The sequence below is a fragment of the Undibacterium sp. RuRC25W genome (genome assembly GCF_049339825.1).
Lineage (GTDB): Bacteria > Pseudomonadota > Gammaproteobacteria > Burkholderiales > Burkholderiaceae_D > Undibacterium.
The window spans coordinates 18819-39421 of sequence record NZ_JBMPPD010000029.1 but is presented as its reverse complement, the minus strand read 5'-3'; the positions used below and the strand labels follow the sequence as shown (position 1 = coordinate 39421).

Below are 20603 nucleotides of genomic sequence, written 5' to 3'. Positions count from 1 at the left end.
ACTCTCTCACTATGCCCTCTCATCCGACGACCGTGGATTTCTTTTCTGCAGATACGCTCCTTGAGCATATCGCGACAACGATGCGTTTTTATCATCCACGGTGCATTGATCCAAGTGGTGGTTTTTATCACTACTTCAAAGACGACGGTACGGTGTACAACCACCACCACCGACATCTGGTCAGCAGTACCCGGTTTGTCTTTAATTATGCGATGGCTTACCGACAGTTCAACGATCCGGCATATCTGGAACAAGTGCGGCACGGTGTGCGTTTTTTGCGAGAGATTCATCGCGATCCGATCACCGGTGGCTACGCATGGCAGCTTGAGTGGCGTGATGGTGAAAAGCAAGTCACCGATGCCGATAACCATTGCTATGGCCTAGCATTTGTGGTGCTGGCCTATGCACATGCAGTGATGGCAGGTGTATCAGAAACGCGAACGTATCTCGATGATACCGTGCAGTTAATGGATGATAAATTCTGGAGTACCACTCACGGACTCTATGCAGACCAGGCCAGTGCAGATTGGCAGCATGTTGACCCATATCGCGGACAAAATGCCAATATGCACGCCTGCGAAGCGCTCTTAGCCGCGTATCACGCAACCGGAACGGTCGCCTATTTACACAAAGCAGAACTGCTGGCACACAACATCACGCAACGTCAGGCAGGTTTAGCACAAGGTATGATTTGGGAGCATTATGACCCGCAATGGCAAATCGACTGGAACTACAATCTGCATGACAAAGCCAATTTATTCCGCCCCTGGGGATATCAGCCTGGCCACTTCACAGAGTGGGCCAAGTTGCTGGTACTACTGGAAGCAGAACGGGATCATCTACTGCATGATAGTCATTGGATGATACCCACAGCGGAACACTTGTTTAACACCGCGATACAGTATGCCTGGGATAAGCAGCACGGTGGTATTTGTTATGGCGTTGCACCAGACCTAACCGTCTGCGACAGCGATAAATATTTTTGGGTACAAGCAGAATCGCTGGCGGCGGCAGCGCTGCTTGCCCAACGAACTGAGCAGCATCACAATCAACAGCACTACCGAGACTGGTATAGCAAAATCTGGAACTATAGCTGGCAACACATGATCGATCATCAGCATGGTGCGTGGTTCAGAATGTTGTCGCGAGACAATCAGAAATATAGCGATGAAAAAAGTCCGGCAGGCAAGACCGATTATCACACGATGGGCGCTTGTTACGATGTCCTAAAAAGTTTTTCCCGAACCCCTTCAGGAGTCACTCATGCAGAATAAATTTCCATCTATCGTGTGCGCTGGTGAAGCATTAACTGACATGATTGCTAGCGGTGATGATCAATGGCGCAGTCTCGTCGGCGGCTCTACGTGGAACGTCGCGCGCGTTCTGGCTCGCGCTGGTGTGCGTACGGGGTTTGCGGGTGCAATCAGCAATGATGTCTTTGGTGATCAGTTGTATGCCGCCAGCGACGCCGCTGGTTTAGACTTGCGTCTGCTACAAAGAAATGATCATGCGCCCTTATTAGCGATCGTGGCACAGAGCTCACCACCGAGTTACTTTTTTATTGGCGACGACAGCGCCGATTTGCATTTTGATGTCACTCAGTTACCCACTGGCTGGAGCAACGATGTGGTGTGGGCGCATTTTGGCGGCATCAGTCTGGCACGTCAGCCGCTGGCATCAACCTTGGTCGCGCTCGCTCAGCAATTAAAATCGCAAGGAGTAAAGATCAGCTACGATCCTAACTTCAGAAATATAATGAACGAACACTACGACAGCATCTTACAAACGATGACGCCACTTGCGGATGTGATCAAAGTGTCTGATGAAGATCTGTGCGGACTATTCAGAATAGATAACGCAGATAAGGGGCTGCAACGTTTGCGCAGCATGAATCCGCATGCCACTTATCTGTATACACGCGGTGCAGAGGGTGCAAGTTTATATGTAGGCGACGAGGTCTGGCACACAACAACGCCGCGTATCAAGGTCGTCGATACGGTAGGCGCGGGAGATGCAAGTATGGCAGGGCTGTTGTACAGTTTATCGCTGCATCCGGAACGAGACTGGCAAGCGCATTTGCATTATGCAGTAGCAAGCGGTGCCGCCGCTTGCACAGCGGCGGGCGCTCAGGCGGTGCCTGTTGAACAGGTTGTTACTTTATTTTCTGAGTTACAGCGGGCGACAAATCAATAATATCTGTACGCGCTACTCTCCACTACTTTCTTGAATATTTTCTTCAGCTATTTTTTAGTGATTGCGATGTTAAAACGAATCCACCATGCCGCCATTATTTGTTCCGATTATGTGGCATCAAAAGATTTTTATGTCGGAAAGCTTGGCCTGCGTATTATCGCGGAAAACTATCGTCCGGCACGCCAGTCGTATAAGCTTGATCTGGCACTGCCTGATGGCAGCCAAATCGAGCTGTTCTCGTTTCCGGATGCACCAAAGCGCCCCTCCTACCCCGAAGCACAGGGCTTACGGCATTTGGCTTTTGTCGTCGAGGATATCGCCAAAGCCAAACAAGACCTAGAAGCACAAGGCATCTCAATGGAAGAGATCCGTATCGATGAATATACCGACCGACGTTTTGTGTTTTTTTCTGACCCCGATGGTTTGCCATTGGAGCTATACGAAGCCTAATGGAGGAACAACTCTTTACGGCACGGTATAGCGCAAAGAGTTAAAATGAACGCTGCATTGCGGTTTCGCTTTTGCATCACTTTTTTGAGAGAACTTCATATGAAACTGCACACTTGGTGGCTATTTGTTACGGCAACATTTTTTATCTCTGCCGCACCTGGTCCGAACATGCTTCTGATCATGAGCCAGAGTGTCCGTTTTAATTTTCGTGCGGCGATGTGCGGCGCGATGGGGTGTTTGACTGCCTTGTTTCTGATGATGTCAGCGTCTGCCGCTGGCTTGGGTGTCCTATTGCGTAGTGCCCCAGCGGTATTTGAAGCCTTACGCTGGGCTGGTGCGCTGTATCTCGCTTATCTAGGCTATAAGGTCTGGACTGCCCCCGTCAGCGAGTCAGCCGTTGATCAGAATGCCGCACCTCAAGCCAGTAAAGCAGCTGCGTGGGATTTATATCGCGTTGGCTTTGTTACTGCGGCCAGCAATCCTAAAGCCTTGTTATTTGCTGCTGCATTTTTGCCACAATTTATCCAACCGGGCCTGCCACAATTACCGCAATTTGGCATTTTATTAAGTAGTTTTACTGTCATCGAAATGAGCTGGTACCTGATTTATGCACTGGGTGGTTTTAAACTTTCTACTTATTTGAAAAAAGCCAGCGTCTTAAAAATGTTCAACCGCGTCACCGGTGGCGCCTTCGTTGGGTTCGCTGCAGTCATGGCTGGAATGAAAGCTTAAAAAAAAACGGATCTATCAATTTCACAACAAAAATTCATCAAAAAAAACTGTATTTTTATTGCAAAAAAATAACTGCAACGTGTCCCAGCAAGACCATAAAGACAAAGATAGAATGAAAGTACCAACTCTCATTTTGGGCGCTATCACGTCGCTGGGACGGTTTGTAACACGTCAACATTAATTGTGATGCTTTCTGCTCTCAGCACGCTACAACAATTCCGCTTCATGCTAGTATAAGAACTTGCTATTCCCATGCCAGGATCACTTTTTTGAGGACTGAAGTAGCGCCTCTGTTGCGCCCACGATGCCCGAACTGAAAAGAGGATTGATCTCACGTGTCCTGCGCCGCAAAACGTTTAATGTGCCATCCATTTTTGGGCGAGAAATCTTATGACAGCGACAATCTTTGTCAGTTCAACACCATTTGATCTGGCTTTGCATAGACAAAAGATCATTGAAAGCTGCGGTCACGCGGGAGCAGCGAGACCAGATGTGTCCGTTGTTGCAACGCTTCCTGAGACCTCAATCGAAAATCGCCTACATCTTGTACGCGCAGCAAAAGCCTACATTGGGATTTTTGGTATGGTGCTCGGCGATGTCGATCCAAAAACAAAAAAATCGTTGGTGCAATTAGAGTTAGAAGAAGCGTTGGCACATCATATTCCAATGTTAATTTATATCATGGATGAAGATGAGCATTGGGTTTTACCAAAACACGTTGATACTGGTACGTCAGCACATCAACTGAGTGAATTAAAAGGCTTACTGAGCCAAGTACAAGATGTACGTTTTTTTGATTCTGCTGATGATCTGGTCAATAAGGTACATAACGACTTATTCCGAGTACTGGGAGCAATTAACGCGATACGGCAGACGGTGGCCCAACCGACAGCAGCCGTCAATAAAGTAGAAACAAAACCTGAAGCCAAGCCTGAAGCAAAAGTAGCACCGGTGAACGTCAGCGAACCTGTCGCTACTCCAGCCAAGACCGCGGTCAAGACGACAGATAATGCACCTGCTGCTCAACCAACAGCGCCCAAAACGACGCCTGACATCTCTGCGATTTCTGCTACGCCTGTTGCCCCAGCTACGCCTGCCGCCGCAGTGGCCCCTGCATCCACAGGAACACCAACGCCTCCGGTAGCTAGTCTCGCGTCCAAAAAATATGCATTAACTCAACCACGATTTGAGTTTTTTAAGGAGAAGGTCAAACATTTGTTTGGCCCCTACATGTCAGATGCAGTCTTGAAGGACGTCCTAGAATATGTCTTAGCAGGCAACACGATGTCTGCCTCTTCGGCCTTAGCCCGTGGCACCAGTCTGCCGCTGGAAGATGCGATTGAAGAAATACGAAAAACTGAGTTAATTATTCTCGAAACCGTTCAGCGCCACGCGGCACAAAATAACGAAACGAAATAAGTCAGTTGTATCATTATTCCAAACGGACGAATTGCGATACCAGGCAATTCGTCCGTTTTATTTTCAGTATTAAATTTGACTTACTTAGCATTGATCGGCCTCTGCACACGATAAAATAGGCATCTTTCACTTCTGACTTTCTCATGACCATTCAGATCGCCAAAGAGGCTCGCAAAGAAGCAATCACATCCATTGAACGCTATGCACGAGAAAATTTCCCAGAACCGATAGGTAGTCTGGAGGCAGACAGTCTGCTGACTTTTTTTCTCGAAGAAATTGGTCCGTTGGTTTACAACAAAGCGGTCACTGATGTGCAAGAACGTTTGCAAGCGAGAATCATGGAAGTGGATATCGAAGTCCACGAAGCGGAGTTTCAGTACTGGCGCAAACACGATGCAAAGCGTCAAAAAAGATAATGCGCTAAAGCGAAACGCATCTGCCCTACCGACTCACCGAGTTTATTCAACGTCTAAGTACTTGCAAGCAACCACTTCCCCTGCCCACGCTACCGCTTGCGACAGAAGAGAGTGTTCGAGCTGCATGAAAGAGCGCAGAGATTGAACTACCGCAAGCCGCCTATTAAAAATCGAGGGCATCACCATCTGGTCGGTTATACTGCCAGCCTGTTATTCGCACTCTGAAGAAAAAAATGTCTAATTTACCAGCATGCCCACAATGTGGCTTGGAAAATACTTACCCTGACGGCGACAACTATGTATGTGCAGATTGCGGCCACGAATGGCCTCAGGTCGCCGCTGCCAGCGCTGATGATAACGATGAACGCATCGTGAAAGATTCTAACGGCAATGTCTTGGCTGACGGTGATGCGGTTGTCCTGATCAAAGATCTGAAAGTCAAAGGCTCGTCGACCACTTTAAAAATGGGGACGAAGATCAAGAGCATCCGTATTGTTGGCGGCGATCATGAAGTCGACTGCAAAATGGATGGCGGCAGTTTTATGCTCAAAGCCTGCTATCTGAAAAAAGTCTGATCGAACGCTGATCGATCAGCGTCACAAACCCGGCTGCGTGGCATTGCAGACCGGGGTTTTATTTTGCCGCCTGGAATTGCACTGCCTTCCAGATTTCCAGTTCAGTCGCAACACGTCGGGCAACAGCCGTCCAGTTTTCATCCGGCTGTTGGCGAAATAAACGCATTACCTCGGGATACCACGGACTATCATCACGCGCCGTCATCCAGCGCCAATCAGCACGATAGTCGGGCAATAGGACCCAGCATGTTTTGCCCAACGCACCAGTGAGATGAGCAACCGAGGTGTCGACAGTAATGACGAGGTCGAGCTGGGAAATCAGTGCGGCGGTATCTGCAAAATCCTGAATAAATTCTCCGCCCGGAACCACTCTCAGACCAGCATATTGATGGATCTGACTTTCGCCAGCCCCTTTTTGCAGACTAATAAACTCCATGCCATCGAGCTCAAGAACGGGGCTGAGCATAGCAAGCTGCGGGATCGATCTGTCATCATTGTTTTCAAACAAGGTGTTGCCTTGCCAGACGAGACCCACTTTGAAGGTTTTATCAGAAAACAAGCTGCTGAAAGAGGCGATTTTTTCTGGATCGGCACGCAGATATGGAATATGTGCGGGAATCGATTCAAGCCGCGTTCCACACAAAAAGGGCAAGCTGATGAGAGGTACCCAGTAATCCCAGCCTGATTTATCAACATCAAGGTGGTAAGAGTAGACGTCGTCCAACTCCGGCATACGGTCGAACAACGCCGTCAATGCAGGATGGCAGATCAGACTTACTCTGCTAGCACCGTTGGCCTTTAACACCGATGCGTACCGACTAAATTGAATCATGTCGCCAAAGCCACCTTCGAAGCAAATCAGGATAGATTTACCTTGCAAAGATTCACCTTGCCAACGTGGAAAATAAAAGTAATTACTAAATAAATCCTGCCAGTCGCGTGATTCGAGACTAAGTAAGCCTTCTTCAAACCGTGCTTGGCGCAATAAAATATAACTGAGATTAAAACGGGCTTTGGGGTAGGAGGGATCGATCGTTAATGCTTTCCGATAACATTGCTCAGCCTCCTCCTCACGTTTCATGCAAGCGAGTAACACCCCATAATTCGACCAGCTACCCGGAGAATAGGGGTCGATTTGCAACGCTACCCGATAAGTGAATTCTGCCTCTGCAAAGCGCTTCTGCTTCACCAGCATGACGCCTAAGTTCAGGTAAATTTGTATCGTTGTCGGAAGTAAGATGAGCGCCTGACGATAATAATGCTCGGCCTGTAACAAGTCGCCCTGTAACTCTCTCAGAAAGGCGAGATTAGCAATCACTTCTCCGGATTGGGCATTGATCTCCAATGCTGCCATGAAACATTTTTCTGCAGCAAGCAGGTCACCGCTGTTCATCAGCGCGTTACCTTCTAAAAAACGTTGAAGGAGAGTGTTTTCAGACATGAATTTCCGACAAGAGTAGGGTCATCCCTTTATTGTAACGGACATCGAATGCAAAAGACCGGTTGTCACTGGGCGTTGACCAAGAACAACGGGACCGTATTGTGGGCATCAAAAGCCATTCCGGTGATACCAGTTATTATCGAAATCCCTCAGACAGCATGTTAAAATTCTGCCATTACCTTTTTAGCGATTACTTCCGCACAAACACCTATGAATGTCGTGATTCTGGCTGCCGGTATGGGCAAACGTATGCAATCCTCTTTGCCCAAAGTATTACATCCTTTGGCTGGTAAGGCATTGCTTTCCCACGTGATCGATACGGCGCGTAGCCTAAAGGTATCATCGATTTGTGTCATTTACGGTCATGGTGGCGAACAGGTGTTAAGTGTTGTCGCCGCAGACGATCTGCGTTTTGCTAAGCAAGAACCGCAATTAGGCACAGGCCATGCCGTTGCTCAGGCGATTCCTGTACTTGATGAGTCCGTACCAACTTTAGTGTTGTACGGCGATGTCCCATTGACGACCGCCGCTAGTTTGCAACGCCTGATGGATGTAGCAGGCAATGACCGCCTAGCAATCCTGACGGCGGAAATGGCAGATCCAACCGGTTTAGGACGGATTGTGCGTGAAGGTGGTGAGATCAAACGTATCGTTGAACAAAAAGATGCCAACGAAGCAGAACGCCTGATCACTGAGATCAACACAGGCATCATGATCGCGCCGACTGCGCATCTGAAGCAATGGCTGAGCACCTTGTCGAATAACAATGCTCAGGGCGAATACTATCTGACCGATATTGTGGCCCGTGCGGTTGCCGATGGCGTCAACGTTGTCTCCGCCCAGCCTGATGCCATTTGGGAAACGTTGGGTGTCAACAGCAAAGTGCAACTGGCGGAGCTAGAACGCATTCATCAACTCAATATTGCCCGCAAGTTGCTAGAGCAAGGCGTACACCTGCTCGATCCTGCGCGTATTGATGTCCGTGGTAAGCTGGTGTGCGGACGTGACGTGAGTATCGACGTTGGTTGCGTCTTTGAGGGGAATGTCACGCTAGAAGATGGCGTTTCTGTTGCCGCCAATTGCGTCATCAAAAATGCACACATCGGCGCAGGCGCAAATATCAAGGCGTTCTGCCATATTGAAGATGCTAAAGTCGGTGCGCAATCACAAATCGGCCCTTACGCGCGTTTGCGTCCTGGCACAGAGTTAGCAGAAGACGTCCATATTGGTAATTTTGTGGAAGTCAAAAATAGCCAGATTGCAGCACATAGCAAAGCCAACCATCTTGCTTACGTTGGCGATGCTACCGTCGGCAGTCGAGTGAATATCGGCGCTGGTACCATTACCTGCAATTATGATGGTGCAAACAAGTTTCGGACTGTGATTGAAGATGATGTCTTTATCGGCAGCGATACGCAGTTAGTCGCACCAGTGAAAGTCGGTAAGGGCGCTACGCTGGGAGCAGGAACGACACTGACCAAAGATGCACCAGAAGGTAAGCTGACCGTCTCACGCGCCCGACAAATCACGATCGAAAACTGGCAGCGCCCAGTCAAAATCAAAAAATAAATCCTTCATTGTTGCCATAGCCGAATAGGACTTACTCGGCCATGACCACGTGTTTCATTGACAAAGAGCCTCTCAACACAGTTACCTGACGTAACGTTGCTGAGAGGCTCTTTGTCATGAGAACGACAATCTATTACCGCCGTTGTACACGATTGCGTGCCACGCCCGCATCAATCTGTGCGGCATGACTGACGAGGTATCCCTCAAGCGCATCGAGATCACGACCAATGATTTTACGATCACGGCCTTGTTTAAAGACACTAAAGCTATCTCCGCCATCGGCAAGGAAATTATTGACGACCACGGTGTAATCTTGGTTGATGTTCAATGGTTGCCCATGTATTTTCACATTGTCAATGAGGATGTCAGTCCCCATACCTTTTTTCCAGGTATAAGAAAGTGACTCGGAGACATAGAGTTTTCTTGGCTCGTCTGCCGTTTTCCCAGCCCATTGTTGCTGCAGCAGTTGCATAATCTGCGCACCGCTGAGTTGCATGCTCACCAGCATATTACCAAATGGTTGTGTCGCATATAAATCACCAAACGTCACGGTAATCGGCGCTGATCGCTGACCTGAAGGAAGATCATTGCGGATACTTCCTTCGTTGATGAAAGCCACATCAGCGTGACCATGTTGATGCGCAAAATCTAAATGCGCATCGGCAATCACGTTACCAAAGACGCTGTCAAAATGCTGTGCATCGCTATCGCGTAACAAAGCGCTATTGAGCGTCACAACCGGACGGAGGCGCATTGCCGCAGTCTGTGTGGTCACTTGCGTCACCAGTTTCTGAGCGCTAGCATCAGCAACGAGATGCTGCTGATCGATCAGGTGATTCACTGCAACGGCATTGATTACCTGATGCGTCTGCTTATCAATCGTCAACGTCGATTCAGTTAAAAACGCCCCGTAACTGCGGCCTTGCACCACTAAATGACCACCGATTTTGCACGTGTAACCCTGATGAGAGTGCGCAGAAACAATCAGACTGATACGCTGATCCAGTTTGTTGGCAATATCGATAATCGGCCCTTGCAAACCATCGCAACGGTAGGTCGAATCGTTCTCATCGCCTTTGTACATGGCACCTTCATGAATCAGCACAACGATCGCATCGACGCCTTGTTTTTGCACCTCAGGCACGTAGCGATTGATGGCGGTTGCTTCGTCTTCAAAGCGTAATCGCTTTACCGCGTCACCCGCCACCAGATGAGGTACATCGGCAGTCACCGCGCCGATAAAGCCGATTTTGATATCACCCACCTGACGAATAACGTAAGGCTTCAACCATGGGTTTGAGCTACCGACTTGGGATACGTTGGCACCGAGATAGTCGTAATTGGCGCCATGGAAATCCGCATAGGTACAGCCTGTATCGGGACACTTACCCTCAATCTTACGCATGAGTTCATCAGTGCCGCGGTCAAATTCATGATTGCCGACCGCGGTCACCGACAGACCGATCTGGTTCATGGCCTCAATCACTGGCTCATCGTTGAGGAGCGCGGAGCCCATTGGTGAAGCGCCCATCAGGTCACCAGCGCCAACCAGAATACTGGCATGGACCGCTTGGCGACGCTCTTTCAGTTTTGTAGCGAGGTAGGCTTAACCACCAGCTGGCACACTCACCATTTGCCCAGCGTGTTGCGCATCTGGTTTGCTAGCGACGTACGGAACTGGCTGCTCTGCTTGCAGATTGCCATGAAAATCGTTAATGCTGAAAATCGTGATGTCTTCGTAACGGTTACTCTGAATAACATCTTTGGTAGCGCAAGCGGAAAGACTCGCCAGCACAATCAAAACGGAAATTTTTTTTGAAATAGAAGTCATGTTTTTTGCGAAATCGCATTTCAATCATCGAAATGACAATGATAGCGAAATAAAAAAAAGGCCTGCAACGTTACTTTGTTACAGACCTTTTCTATTTTCTCTGTTTGCTGCGTCTATGTCACAGCAATGCGTTTTTAATGTGATTAGAAATCAGCAGAAACAGTCACAGAGGTAAAGCGTGGTGCACCAAGGTAGTAGAACACTGATTTGGCCGTTGCTGCACCGTAGGTGGTAGCATTTAATACGTTGAAACTTGACGGATTACGATATTGCTTGTTCGTGATGTTGCTGACGTTCAAACGGATCGTTGGTTTTTTGAACATACCGGCATTGGCGAACTGGTAGCCAGCGTCAAAGTCGATCAGCGTATACGACGGCACCAATTCATCGTTGGTCATCGTCGCCCATTGCTTACCAGTATATTTCGCTTTCAGACGCGTGTACCAGTTTGCTGTTTCATATTGAGCACTTAAACCAGCTTTCCATTTTGGCGTATCGGTCATCTGTTTACCGTTGGTCGGCAACATCACGCCTGAAGACTGGATATCATTCTCAATAATGCTCTTGATATAACCCATTGAGCTATAGAACGACCAGCCATTAACTGGCGTATTGCCTAATTCGAACTCAGCACCAGTTGAGCGTACTTTGCCGGCATTGACCAAGGTAGTGATTTGGTTAATAGGATTTGTCGTCGATGCTAAACGGTTTTTAAAATCAACAGCATAGATGGTGGCTTGTGCTGTAATTTTATCGGTTTGCAAGCGATAACCCATATCGAGGTTATACGAAGTCTCTTTGGCGACTTCGATAGGCATCGTTGGTTGCCCATTGACGATAACGACGTTGCCAGTAGTTGCGTAAGCAAAGTTACCTGGTACTTTCATATTTTTCGCAATACTTGCGAAAACTTGATTGTCGTGGTCAATTTGATACTTCACGCCGAACTGTGGCAACACATCAGAATAAGTACGCTGAATGTTGTAAGCAACTGGCTCACCTTCACTAGGGTGATTAGTAAAATCACGCTTCATGGTTGGTGCACGGGCGCCGACGTTGACTGTCAACTTGTCATTCAACAGTGAAATAGTGTCTTGTACAAAAAATTGATACGCAGTACTGATTGTTTTCCAGTCACGTGATTCGTACGGCGTGCCGTCTGGGCGCAAGATGCGACCGTTTCGTAACCAGATATCAGCAGGATTGCCGTTAGCATCAACAGCGACCATTGGTCCAAATTGCTCATGCACTGCACGTTCAATCCAGAAACCTGCTAACAATTGTTGGTTGTCGATGGTATGTGTGATTGAGCCTGTAATACCAGGACGATTAGTACGCGTCACACTACTTGTTGCGACGATCACTTTATCTTTTGTATCGCCGTCGCCGTTGAGGTCCACGCCCGCATTGACTTTACCTGTTGTCGTATTAAGGAAACCTGTCTCAGACATCAGTTTTTGTTGAACGCCACCCGTACCATAGCCGTACCAGTAGTAAGGTATCACTTTGATGTCGGTGTTTTCGTTGATGCGGAATTTACCAGTGACAGAAGCGATCACATTCTGGAATGGATTTTGGGTTAATTTATAAAACGAGTCTGCATTGGCTTGCGTTGGATCATTGACAGCAGTACCTGGTGAAGGTGCTGCATGACCAACGAAGCTTGTCGAGTAATCGTAATAGTAACCATGTTTTTGCAAGTCAGACAGAGTGAATGTGCTGACATTTTGGTTAATCGCACGGTTGATCAAGATCGTACCGTTAATCGAGTTAAAGCGATCGAAGTCAGTACGGAAACCCATATCGACATGGTAACGATCAGCACCGCCCTGACCTTTCCATTTGTCAGTTGTCCCATGCGAGGCCGAAATGAACAGACGTGTCTTTTGATCTGCTAGCAAACCGGTATCGTAGCGCATGTAGGTCTTGAACATGTTTAGTTCGCCGACTGTTTGCATGACGCGGAAATTTTTCTCTTTGGATGGATCACAAGTGGTAATACCCATGATGCCGCCAGTCGCTCCGATTTGCGGAGAGTCGACGTCAGTAGAACCTTGTGTCACGAATTGCGTACACGTGTTTTCTTGATCGACGAATTCTTGAGGGAATACCGAGAATGAACCGGAGTCATTCACCGGAACGCCATTGATAGTCACACCAATTTGATCGCTATTAAAACCGCGCAATGTCAAACCACCGCCAAACAAACCGGTTGCGTCATAGTTGAAACTATTAACGGACGGCATCAACTCCAGCGCTTGGTAAGCATTACCAGTTGGACGTTGTTTTGCTAATTCTTCCGCGTTGATGGTACTACGCGCTTTAGGTGCGTTTTCTTGCACCATCAGACCCATACCCACTTTTTTACCAGTAATAGTTACTTGCTTGGAATCTACTGGATCATTGTTTGTTTCAGTCTGATCAGCAGCATAGGCTGAGGACATACTCATGCATACCAGTTGACATGCAATGGCGACCATCGACAGGCGCGGTGACAACGCTGGCGATTTAGTGATGTGTTTCATTTACTGCTCCCTAGTCAGATTTCAGATAAATTAAATATAAAAATAAAAACAATATTTCTCGTCAAACGTTGGTGCCTGTGATGCTAATCATCTGGCCTGGGCATATCTCCGGTATGACCCGCATTCCCCAGATATGGTGATTTTTTTATTCTTTTATCACTATTCGTTCATCAACATATTACTTATTCACGCCCCATCATCGCTGGTGCGCAAACGATTGCTAAAATGAGAGTGAGTAATTCCGCTGTCATTACGCAAACGATTGCTCTTGCAGTTAAAAAAAGAATGTTGGTGAAACGTATGCCTATTTCAGGCGGGTTCGACGTGCAAACTTTGTATTTACAATGTAATAAATATCTACAAAATAAATATATTGATATGCAAAAAAGTCTATCACAGAAGTTTTTTGAACCACGCAGAGTGTTACATCCAATTATGAAAAGACGATGACAAAGGTGGTGAATTGGATAAAATGTGTCATAAACACACCACAAAAATGACTTTTTGCAATTTATTTGTGGTTTAAATAGCAGAATAAGTCGCAAATACTTACGATTTGAAATAGTTTGAAATATTTCTTGAATTATTTAGTCGCCAGAAAATAGTGCCTAGAAGTTAAATTTTCACGAACTTTTTGTGTCGTCGACCGCGTAAGACAACCCTAAAAAAGAGTCCCGAATTTAAGGGTAAGAGACCGCGCTGATTCCTTTGACGTTAGCTTGATATGGAGCAAGTTTATGAACATCAACCCCATGCGCTTTGGCGTACAAAGGCATCACTTCAGGCAGGTGTTTCTGAATTTCAGCAATCCGGTTATTACCTGCGGGATGCGTCGATAACCACTGCGGAGGTGAAGATTTATTGACCATCGCCATCTTTTGCCATAAGACAATGCCAGCACGCGGGTCAAAACCAGCGCGGGCAGCAATATCGAGGCCAACGATATCTGCCTCTGTCTCATCCTGACGTGAAAATGCCAGCATGCCTACTTTAGCGACGCTACCCGCAAGCGCGCCAGCAAAACGTGGGTCATAGCCTTTGAGACCAGCAACGACTTCTGTGCCTTGAACCATAAAATTGAGAATATTGGCTTTGCCAGCACGCTCCGCACCATGCTCACGCAACGCATGCGCAATTTCATGCCCCATTACAATGGCGATTTCGTCGTCGGTCAGCTTAAGCGTATCGAGAATACCAGAATAAAATGCAATTTTTCCACCAGGCATGCAGTAAGCGTTAATTTGCTTGGAGCCAAGTAAATTTATTTCCCACTTCCAGTTTTTTGACCGTGGATTCCAACTGAGCGTGTACGGAATAAGCTTGTTGGCGATTGAACGCAGGCGTACAACCTGAGAAAAATCGTCCGGTCCCAGTGCCCGCTTCTGACGGGCGTCCTGGATCACCTGCGCATACTGCAATGCAGCTTGTTGCTCTAACCCACTACCGCCAAATTTACGTGCCCATGACATGTTACCGACGTTGACGCCATCCTGACGTGGCGCTTCCTGCGCATGAGCAATACCGCCAGAGAGTGCAGAGCACAACAATAATGAACATGAGACAAATTTCATGGCAACGTACCTTTTCGTTAGCGTATAAATGGTGGCAGCATCGATAAAAATAAAGTATCCCTGTGCCGCACGATACAACATCGTTACACCCTGACCTCAGGCACCCCGTTTTTGCAACCGAAAAACTGCCAGACTCCCGCGCCAGTTAGGCAGTACATGCACTTGTTTTCCCTCATGTAGGGCCACGCATTCCACGACCTCCAGACCGACTTCATTGGCAAGATCGGAGAAGTCATAAATCGTCGCACAACGGACATTCGGCGTGTCATACCATTGGTAAGGCAACGATTTTGAGACCGGCATTTTACCCATAAGCAACGCAGTACGATGTGGCCAATAACCAAAGTTTGGAAACGATACAATCGCATCCCTGCCCACACGGGCAATATCGCGTAACAGCGGCTCGACATGTTTCATCATTTGCAGCGAATTGAGACAGAGAACGGTATCAAACGCATTGTCATCAAACATGCTCAGCCCGCGTTCCATATCCTGCTGAATGACATTCACGTGGCGCGTGGCACAGGCCAGTACTTTATCATCGGCAATTTCAATCCCATAACCGACGCACCGTTTATCGGTCTGCAGGTAATCCAGCATCACGCCGTCACCACAACCAACGTCGAGTACATGCGTGTCGGCTTTAATCCAGTCAGCAATAAACGCCAGATCTGGACGCAGGCGGTTTAAGTCTGAGAAATTCATGCTGGTGTTCCTTGTAATTCGGTGTCGATGCGGTCAAAGTAGGCGGCAATCAGGTTGAGGTAGCGGGAGTCATCGAGCAAAAACGCATCATGTCCATGGGGCGCATCGATTTCTGCGTAACTGACGGTCCGTTTATTGGAAATCAACGCACGCACAATTTCACGACTACGTTCCGGCGAAAAGCGCCAGTCTGTCATAAATGAAGCGATCAAAAATTGCGCTTTGGTTTGCGCTAACGCCTGAGTCAAATTGCCATCGGTATGTCGCGCTGGGTCAAAGTAATCGAGCGCTTTGGTGATCAGCAGATAAGTATTCGCGTCAAAGTAATCTGAGAATTTATCACCCTGATAACGTAGATACGATTCGATTTCGAAATCAACACCGTAACCAAACTGATAATCGCCTGTCTTTAAATCACGACCAAATTTTTCAGCCATATCGTCATCGGACAAATAGGTGATATGGCCGATCATACGCGCGACACGCAAGCCATTCCGTGGCACCACACCGTGTGCATAAAAATCACCACCATGAAAATCAGGATCGGTCAGAATCGCTTGTCGGGCAACGTCGTTAAACGCAATATTCTGCGCAGATAATTTTGGTGTTGATGCGACCACAACGCAGTGTTTAAGGCGATCCGGATACAAAATACTCCAGGCTAAGGCCTGCATCCCGCCCAGTGACCCACCCATGACCGCCGCAAACTGTTGGATGCCCATTTCATCGGCAACACGTGCCTGCGCATTGACCCAGTCTTCGACAGTAACGACAGGAAAATCAGCGCCATAGGGCTTGCCTGTTCCCGGATTGGTATGCATAGGACCAGTAGAGCCGAAACACGATCCTAGGTTATTAATCCCGATCACAAAAAAACGATTGGTGTCGACGGGCTTACCAGGGCCGACCATGTTATCCCACCAGCCGATATTCTTCGGATCATCCGCGTAAAAGCCCGCCACGTGGTGCGAGGCGTTCAAGGCATGACAAATTAAAACGGCGTTAGATTTGGTGGCATTGAGCGTACCGTAGGTTTCTACCATCAAGGTATATTCTGCAATACTGGCACCGCTTTGCAAATGCAATGGCTGATCAAAGAAAAATGCTTGGGGCACAACGGCACCAACGGATTGAGGTGAGGCTGACATACACACTTCCATCGAGAAATTTCTCGTTCAAAAAAAATCAAGGAAGGCTAAAAGAGGGGCTGAATGAAAGAGAAAAGCAGCATTCAAGCTCGCTTTAGCCGTATTTATTGTCTGGATACTCCAGACTGCGCCCGCAAGCTGATTTTCAAATCGGCGCATGAATTCAACAAATTGTTTTAAGACGACAGCGATAAGTGATTGCCACTTATTTTTGCTTTATCTAAGCTGTAAAGGATAACCAAGTCTAGGGCAGACGTCAAACAATGACGGTCCACGACCACGATTATGCCGCGATACGCCGCAGACCCGCGGCACAATATCAATGGAGGGTTTGCCCCAGACTCTCCATGGCAGCGAGTGTTTCACGAATGGCAATAGGATCGTAACTACGTAAGATTTTTTTAACGTAAGGTTGTACGTTTTCCAGATGCATATTCAGAATGGCTTGCTTGATTTCCGGTAATAAAGCAGCGGGCATGGAGAGTTCGCGAAAGCCCATCCCCGTTAAGAGGCGCGTGAGACGCAAGTCGCCTGCCATTCCACCACATATAGACACCGGTACATTGGCTTTTTCGGCAGTGGTCACAATGGTATTGAGCAACTGCAAGATGGCGGGATGTAAGTCATCATACAGATGCGCTACCTCATGATCGGCGCGATCAATCGCCAGCGTGTACTGGATCAGATCATTCGTACCGACCGAGAGGAAATCCAGTTTTTTGACAAACATGGGCAACGCTAATGCAGCCGCTGGGATTTCGATCATTGCCCCGACTGGCACTGCGGCATCAAAATCCTTGCCCTCCACGAGCAATTCTTGCTTGGCTTGGGCGACCATGGCTAAGGTCTGGTCTATCTCAAAACTATGCGCCATCATCGGAAATAAAATCTTCACAGGACCAAACGCAGACGCTCGGAGAATAGCACGCAGTTGTGTCAGAAAAAGTTGCGGTTCGCTCAGGCAATAACGAATCGCACGCAATCCTAGCGCCGGGTTCATAATATTGTGCTCTGATGCCTCCAGCGGTTTATCAGCACCGACATCAAGTGTTCGGATAGTGACGGGACGTCCTTTCATCCCTTGGACCGCAGCGCGATAGGCTTCAAATTGTTCTTCTTCGGTCGGCAATTTATGCTCTTGCCCACTGCGCTCCATAAAGAGGAACTCAGAACGGAACAGACCAACACCACTGGCGCCAACCTCTAAGGCATGCACGGTGTCTTCTGGCAATTCAATATTGGCGAGCAACGTCACTTCAACGCCATCTTGCGTAATTGCTGGGGTCTTTTTGAGCTTACCGAGTTTTTTACGCTGTTTTTGCAGAAGAATCTGGCGTTCGCGGTATTGTTCGAGTACTTGCGAAGTCGGTGCGACGATGACAACTCCTGCATCACTGTCAATAATCAGCCAGTCATCTTGTTCAATCAGGTGCGAGGCATTGCCCATACCGACCACGGCAGGAATTCCAAGACTGCGCGAGACAATCGCGGTATGTGAGTTTTGACCACCTTCATCAGTGATAAAACCAGCAAATGCTACATCGCGAAATTGCATCATGTCGGCCGGAGATATATCTTTGGCGACGACGATCATATTGGCGCTGCGCTCATCGATACCATCAGAACGCGGCACGTCATTAGCAGAGCCTGTGAGGACTTTGAGGATACGTTCTGCGACTTGCTGGATATCGGCTTTGCGTTCACGAAGGTATTCATCTTCGATCTCATCAAACTGGGCGGACAGCTCATCAACCTGCGTCACTAAAGCCCACTCGGCGTTATAGTGTCGCGAGCGGATGATGTCCAGCGGCGCTTCAGAGACCATGGGGTCCGACAAGATCAGCACATGGACATCAATGAACGCACCTAACTCTGTCGGGGCGTCTTGCGGCAAATCGGCCCAGATTGCTTGCAATTCTTTGTGCACTTGCGCAATGGCAGTTTGCAGGCGCAGCACCTCGGCTTCTACCTGTTCTTGCGCCACCAGATAATGTTCAACATCCAAGGCGGCTGGGCGTAAGAGATGCGCTCTACCAATCGCTATACCGCGGGAAACTGGGATGCCCTGCAATGTAAATGATGCCATGCCTTGTCCCCACTCTTTAATTTATTATATGCATCAGTGCGATAATGAATCTAGTGTTGCTGGTGTTGCTTGTTTCGTGCGCTCTCCCAGTCAGTGGCATGTCAATGGTGCATGCTCAGGATAAGGCCATTCAACGTCAACACGATCAACACCTGTCAGCTGATGCAATAGCTTATTCGCCTTCGCCAAACTTGTCGTTAATCAATGCCAACATTGCCGTAAAGCACTCTTGCTCATCTTCACCGTTCGTCTCTAACAGGATTTTGCTACCTTTGCCTGCGGCCAGCATCATGACGCCCATAATAGATTTGCCATTGACGCGGCGATTGTTACGGCTGACCCACACTTCACTTTTAAACTTGCTGGCAAGTTGCGTAAATTTTGCTGATGCGCGGGCATGTAATCCCAATTTATTGACGATTTCGATTTCTTGTTGAACCATGTTTTACTTTCAAATTAATTAGGAGAGAGCCGCACTCTGTTGTCTATCCGCAAAGCACCATTTTGCCCACCTGCCAGTGCCATTTCAACCACGACATCTAGCACATCACTACGATAGGTAATTGCGCGTAACAGCATCGGCAAACTAATCCCTGCAATAATGGCGACCTGATCGGGCTCACCGAGCTGGCGACAGCAATTGGAGGGGGTTCCCCCCATCATGTCAGTCATCACCAGCACGCCTGAGCCGTCATTAAGACGTTGCACAGCGTCGAGGGCCAGTTGATGTACTTCCTCAGTATTTTGATCGGCAATTACATCAATCGCTTCAATCCGCTCGGGTTTGCCACGAAAAACATGCGCTGCAGCCTCAATAAAAGCAGAGCCCAACGGGGCATGTGTCATCAAAAGTATACCGACCATCTTTTCTCTATCTCGGGTGGAAGCGACTACATCGCCACTTTTTTCAGTTCAAGCCAGCGTTTCACGTACCCGGTGCGAGTATAGTGAACGCAAGTGTCAAGTGTATGTCAGCTGTTATCTTTTTTGTAAGCACTTGTGACTGCGACTTCCAAGGCATCAATAAACATTGCAGCCACATCAAATCCTTTTTGCTGGGTAATTTCTTGGAAGCATGTCGGACTGGTCACATTAACTTCAGTCAGACAACTACCGATCACGTCTAATCCTACCAGTAACAAGCCTCTTTGATACAGTTCAGGGGCCAAAGTCTGTGCAATCTCAAGATCACGAGCCGACAATTCCTGTGCGACGCCAACACCGCCCGCAGCCAGATTGCCGCGCACTTCGCCGTTTTGTGGGATACGTGCGAGGGCGTATGGCACCACCTTGCCACCAATCAATAAAATACGTTTGTCGCCATGAACAATCTCGGGAATATAACGCTGCACCATGATAGTACGGGTACCGTTAAGTGTCAGTGTTTCAATGACGGATCCCAGATTCATCCCATCGTCGCAAATCCGAAAAATACCTGCGCCACCCATGCCGTCGAGTGGTTTGAGGATGATATCGTGATGGGTACGATGAAACGCACGTATGCGCTGTTCGTCCCGGGTTACCAGCGTTGGGGTAGTGAACTGACTGAACTGAGCAATACTCAGTTTTTCGTTATGGTTGCGAATCGCCGCCGGTTTATTGAACACCTTCGCGCCTTGACGCTCTGCCATTTCCAGCAAATACGTCGCGTAGATATACTCCATATCGAAGGGGGGATCTTTGCGTTGCAAGACGGCGTCAAAGCTGCTCAATGGCAGAGATACGGGCGCCTCGGCCCGGTACCAGTCGCTGTCGTCACCCGTCAATGTGATTTTGCTGATATTGGCGATCACCTGACCTGACTCTAGCGCCATGTCTTGCGGACCAAACGCATAGATCTGGTAGCCTCGTTGGTGGGCTTCGCGCATCATGGCGAAGGTCGAATCCTTGTAGGTTTTGAACTGCGCTAAAGGATCAGTCAGGAATGCAATTTTCATAGCAA

At 48.1% G+C, this 20603-nt stretch carries 19 protein-coding genes; 8 read left to right on the top strand and 11 right to left on the bottom strand.

What is annotated here, in order from left to right:
- Window positions 1–11: 11 nt before the first annotated feature.
- The 7 genes from ACO0KV_RS13630 to ACO0KV_RS13600 all read left to right on the top strand — a co-directional run bounded on the left by ACO0KV_RS13630 (window position 12) and on the right by ACO0KV_RS13600 (window position 5785).
- A complete protein-coding gene (locus tag ACO0KV_RS13630; protein WP_423043082.1) occupies window positions 12–1274 on the top strand; it encodes an AGE family epimerase/isomerase in 1263 nt (420 codons plus the stop codon).
- Entirely contained in the window at window positions 1264–2193 is a 930-nt protein-coding gene (locus ACO0KV_RS13625) for a carbohydrate kinase family protein (protein WP_423043081.1), read from the top strand. The genes ACO0KV_RS13630 and ACO0KV_RS13625 overlap by 11 nt, the downstream gene beginning before the upstream one ends.
- A 66-nt stretch (window positions 2194–2259) precedes the next feature.
- Window positions 2260–2643 carry a VOC family protein gene (locus ACO0KV_RS13620; protein WP_423043080.1) on the top strand — a complete coding sequence of 128 codons (384 nt, stop codon included), beginning with the start codon at window positions 2260–2262 and terminating at the stop codon, window positions 2641–2643.
- 99 nt (window positions 2644–2742) lie between these two features.
- Complete coding sequence (locus ACO0KV_RS13615) at window positions 2743–3375, top strand: LysE family translocator (protein WP_423043079.1); 633 nt, start codon at window positions 2743–2745, stop codon at window positions 3373–3375.
- A 390-nt stretch (window positions 3376–3765) separates the two neighbouring features.
- Entirely contained in the window at window positions 3766–4794 is a 1029-nt protein-coding gene (locus tag ACO0KV_RS13610) for a DUF4062 domain-containing protein (protein WP_423043078.1), read from the top strand.
- Window positions 4795–4937: 143 nt separating this feature from the next.
- The gene (locus ACO0KV_RS13605; RefSeq protein ID WP_423043077.1) at window positions 4938–5210 is read left to right on the top strand and encodes a DUF2164 domain-containing protein; all 273 of its coding nucleotides are present in this window, start codon (window positions 4938–4940) and stop codon (window positions 5208–5210) included.
- Window positions 5211–5443: 233 nt separating this feature from the next.
- Window positions 5444–5785: a zinc ribbon domain-containing protein YjdM gene (locus tag ACO0KV_RS13600; RefSeq protein ID WP_423043076.1), complete on the top strand. Its 342-nt coding sequence runs from the start codon at window positions 5444–5446 to the stop codon at window positions 5783–5785.
- A 58-nt stretch (window positions 5786–5843) separates the two neighbouring features.
- Here ACO0KV_RS13600 and ACO0KV_RS13595 read toward each other — a convergent pair whose 3' ends face one another.
- Window positions 5844–7226 carry a tetratricopeptide repeat protein gene (locus ACO0KV_RS13595; protein WP_423043075.1) on the bottom strand — a complete coding sequence of 461 codons (1383 nt, stop codon included), beginning with the start codon at window positions 7224–7226 and terminating at the stop codon, window positions 5844–5846.
- Window positions 7227–7436: 210 nt separating this feature from the next.
- Between ACO0KV_RS13595 and glmU the strand changes: the two genes are divergently transcribed.
- Window positions 7437–8795: a bifunctional UDP-N-acetylglucosamine diphosphorylase/glucosamine-1-phosphate N-acetyltransferase GlmU gene (glmU, locus tag ACO0KV_RS13590; protein ID WP_423043074.1), complete on the top strand. Its 1359-nt coding sequence runs from the start codon at window positions 7437–7439 to the stop codon at window positions 8793–8795.
- A 133-nt stretch (window positions 8796–8928) separates the two neighbouring features.
- Here the strand turns inward: glmU and ACO0KV_RS13585 are convergent, their stop codons facing one another.
- The 10 genes from ACO0KV_RS13585 to gshB form a co-directional block, all read right to left on the bottom strand.
- Entirely contained in the window at window positions 8929–10326 is a 1398-nt protein-coding gene (locus ACO0KV_RS13585; RefSeq protein ID WP_423043073.1) for a bifunctional metallophosphatase/5'-nucleotidase, read from the bottom strand.
- A gap of 75 nt (window positions 10327–10401) precedes the next feature.
- A complete protein-coding gene (locus ACO0KV_RS13580) occupies window positions 10402–10626 on the bottom strand; it encodes a hypothetical protein (RefSeq protein ID WP_423043072.1) in 225 nt (74 codons plus the stop codon).
- A gap of 143 nt (window positions 10627–10769) precedes the next feature.
- The gene (locus tag ACO0KV_RS13575; RefSeq protein WP_423043071.1) at window positions 10770–13151 is read right to left on the bottom strand and encodes a TonB-dependent receptor; all 2382 of its coding nucleotides are present in this window, start codon (window positions 13149–13151) and stop codon (window positions 10770–10772) included.
- 680 nt (window positions 13152–13831) lie between these two features.
- Entirely contained in the window at window positions 13832–14722 is an 891-nt protein-coding gene (locus ACO0KV_RS13570) for a M48 family metallopeptidase (RefSeq protein WP_423043070.1), read from the bottom strand.
- A 96-nt stretch (window positions 14723–14818) separates the two neighbouring features.
- Complete coding sequence (metW, locus tag ACO0KV_RS13565) at window positions 14819–15427, bottom strand: methionine biosynthesis protein MetW (RefSeq protein WP_423043069.1); 609 nt, start codon at window positions 15425–15427, stop codon at window positions 14819–14821.
- Window positions 15424–16575, bottom strand: coding sequence for a homoserine O-succinyltransferase MetX (gene metX / locus ACO0KV_RS13560; RefSeq protein ID WP_423043068.1), 1152 nt, complete (start codon window positions 16573–16575; stop codon window positions 15424–15426). Before metX ends, metW begins: the two co-directional genes overlap by 4 nt.
- 319 nt (window positions 16576–16894) lie before the next feature.
- Complete coding sequence (ptsP, locus tag ACO0KV_RS13555; protein WP_423043067.1) at window positions 16895–18661, bottom strand: phosphoenolpyruvate--protein phosphotransferase; 1767 nt, start codon at window positions 18659–18661, stop codon at window positions 16895–16897.
- Window positions 18662–18833: 172 nt separating this feature from the next.
- Window positions 18834–19103, bottom strand: a complete 270-nt coding sequence (locus tag ACO0KV_RS13550) for an HPr family phosphocarrier protein (RefSeq protein ID WP_423043066.1) — start codon at window positions 19101–19103, stop codon at window positions 18834–18836.
- Window positions 19104–19117: 14 nt separating this feature from the next.
- The gene (locus ACO0KV_RS13545; RefSeq protein ID WP_423043065.1) at window positions 19118–19525 is read right to left on the bottom strand and encodes a PTS sugar transporter subunit IIA; all 408 of its coding nucleotides are present in this window, start codon (window positions 19523–19525) and stop codon (window positions 19118–19120) included.
- Between the two features lie 107 nt (window positions 19526–19632).
- A complete protein-coding gene (gene gshB / locus ACO0KV_RS13540) occupies window positions 19633–20598 on the bottom strand; it encodes a glutathione synthase (protein ID WP_423043064.1) in 966 nt (321 codons plus the stop codon).
- Window positions 20599–20603 lie beyond the last annotated feature (5 nt).

Coding starts and splice junctions, on each gene's coding strand:
- ACO0KV_RS13630 (WP_423043082.1), top strand. CDS start 12: ATGCCCTCTCATCCGACGACCGTGGATTTCTTTTCTGCAGATACGCTC.
- ACO0KV_RS13625 (WP_423043081.1), top strand. CDS start 1,264: ATGCAGAATAAATTTCCATCTATCGTGTGCGCTGGTGAAGCATTAACT.
- ACO0KV_RS13620 (WP_423043080.1), top strand. CDS start 2,260: ATGTTAAAACGAATCCACCATGCCGCCATTATTTGTTCCGATTATGTG.
- ACO0KV_RS13615 (WP_423043079.1), top strand. CDS start 2,743: ATGAAACTGCACACTTGGTGGCTATTTGTTACGGCAACATTTTTTATC.
- ACO0KV_RS13610 (WP_423043078.1), top strand. CDS start 3,766: ATGACAGCGACAATCTTTGTCAGTTCAACACCATTTGATCTGGCTTTG.
- ACO0KV_RS13605 (WP_423043077.1), top strand. CDS start 4,938: ATGACCATTCAGATCGCCAAAGAGGCTCGCAAAGAAGCAATCACATCC.
- ACO0KV_RS13600 (WP_423043076.1), top strand. CDS start 5,444: ATGTCTAATTTACCAGCATGCCCACAATGTGGCTTGGAAAATACTTAC.
- ACO0KV_RS13595 (WP_423043075.1), bottom strand. CDS start 7,226: ATGTCTGAAAACACTCTCCTTCAACGTTTTTTAGAAGGTAACGCGCTG.
- glmU (WP_423043074.1), top strand. CDS start 7,437: ATGAATGTCGTGATTCTGGCTGCCGGTATGGGCAAACGTATGCAATCC.
- ACO0KV_RS13585 (WP_423043073.1), bottom strand. CDS start 10,326: ATGGGCGCTTCACCAATGGGCTCCGCGCTCCTCAACGATGAGCCAGTG.
- ACO0KV_RS13580 (WP_423043072.1), bottom strand. CDS start 10,626: ATGACTTCTATTTCAAAAAAAATTTCCGTTTTGATTGTGCTGGCGAGT.
- ACO0KV_RS13575 (WP_423043071.1), bottom strand. CDS start 13,151: ATGAAACACATCACTAAATCGCCAGCGTTGTCACCGCGCCTGTCGATG.
- ACO0KV_RS13570 (WP_423043070.1), bottom strand. CDS start 14,722: ATGAAATTTGTCTCATGTTCATTATTGTTGTGCTCTGCACTCTCTGGC.
- metW (WP_423043069.1), bottom strand. CDS start 15,427: ATGAATTTCTCAGACTTAAACCGCCTGCGTCCAGATCTGGCGTTTATT.
- metX (WP_423043068.1), bottom strand. CDS start 16,575: ATGTCAGCCTCACCTCAATCCGTTGGTGCCGTTGTGCCCCAAGCATTT.
- ptsP (WP_423043067.1), bottom strand. CDS start 18,661: ATGGCATCATTTACATTGCAGGGCATCCCAGTTTCCCGCGGTATAGCG.
- ACO0KV_RS13550 (WP_423043066.1), bottom strand. CDS start 19,103: ATGGTTCAACAAGAAATCGAAATCGTCAATAAATTGGGATTACATGCC.
- ACO0KV_RS13545 (WP_423043065.1), bottom strand. CDS start 19,525: ATGGTCGGTATACTTTTGATGACACATGCCCCGTTGGGCTCTGCTTTT.
- gshB (WP_423043064.1), bottom strand. CDS start 20,598: ATGAAAATTGCATTCCTGACTGATCCTTTAGCGCAGTTCAAAACCTAC.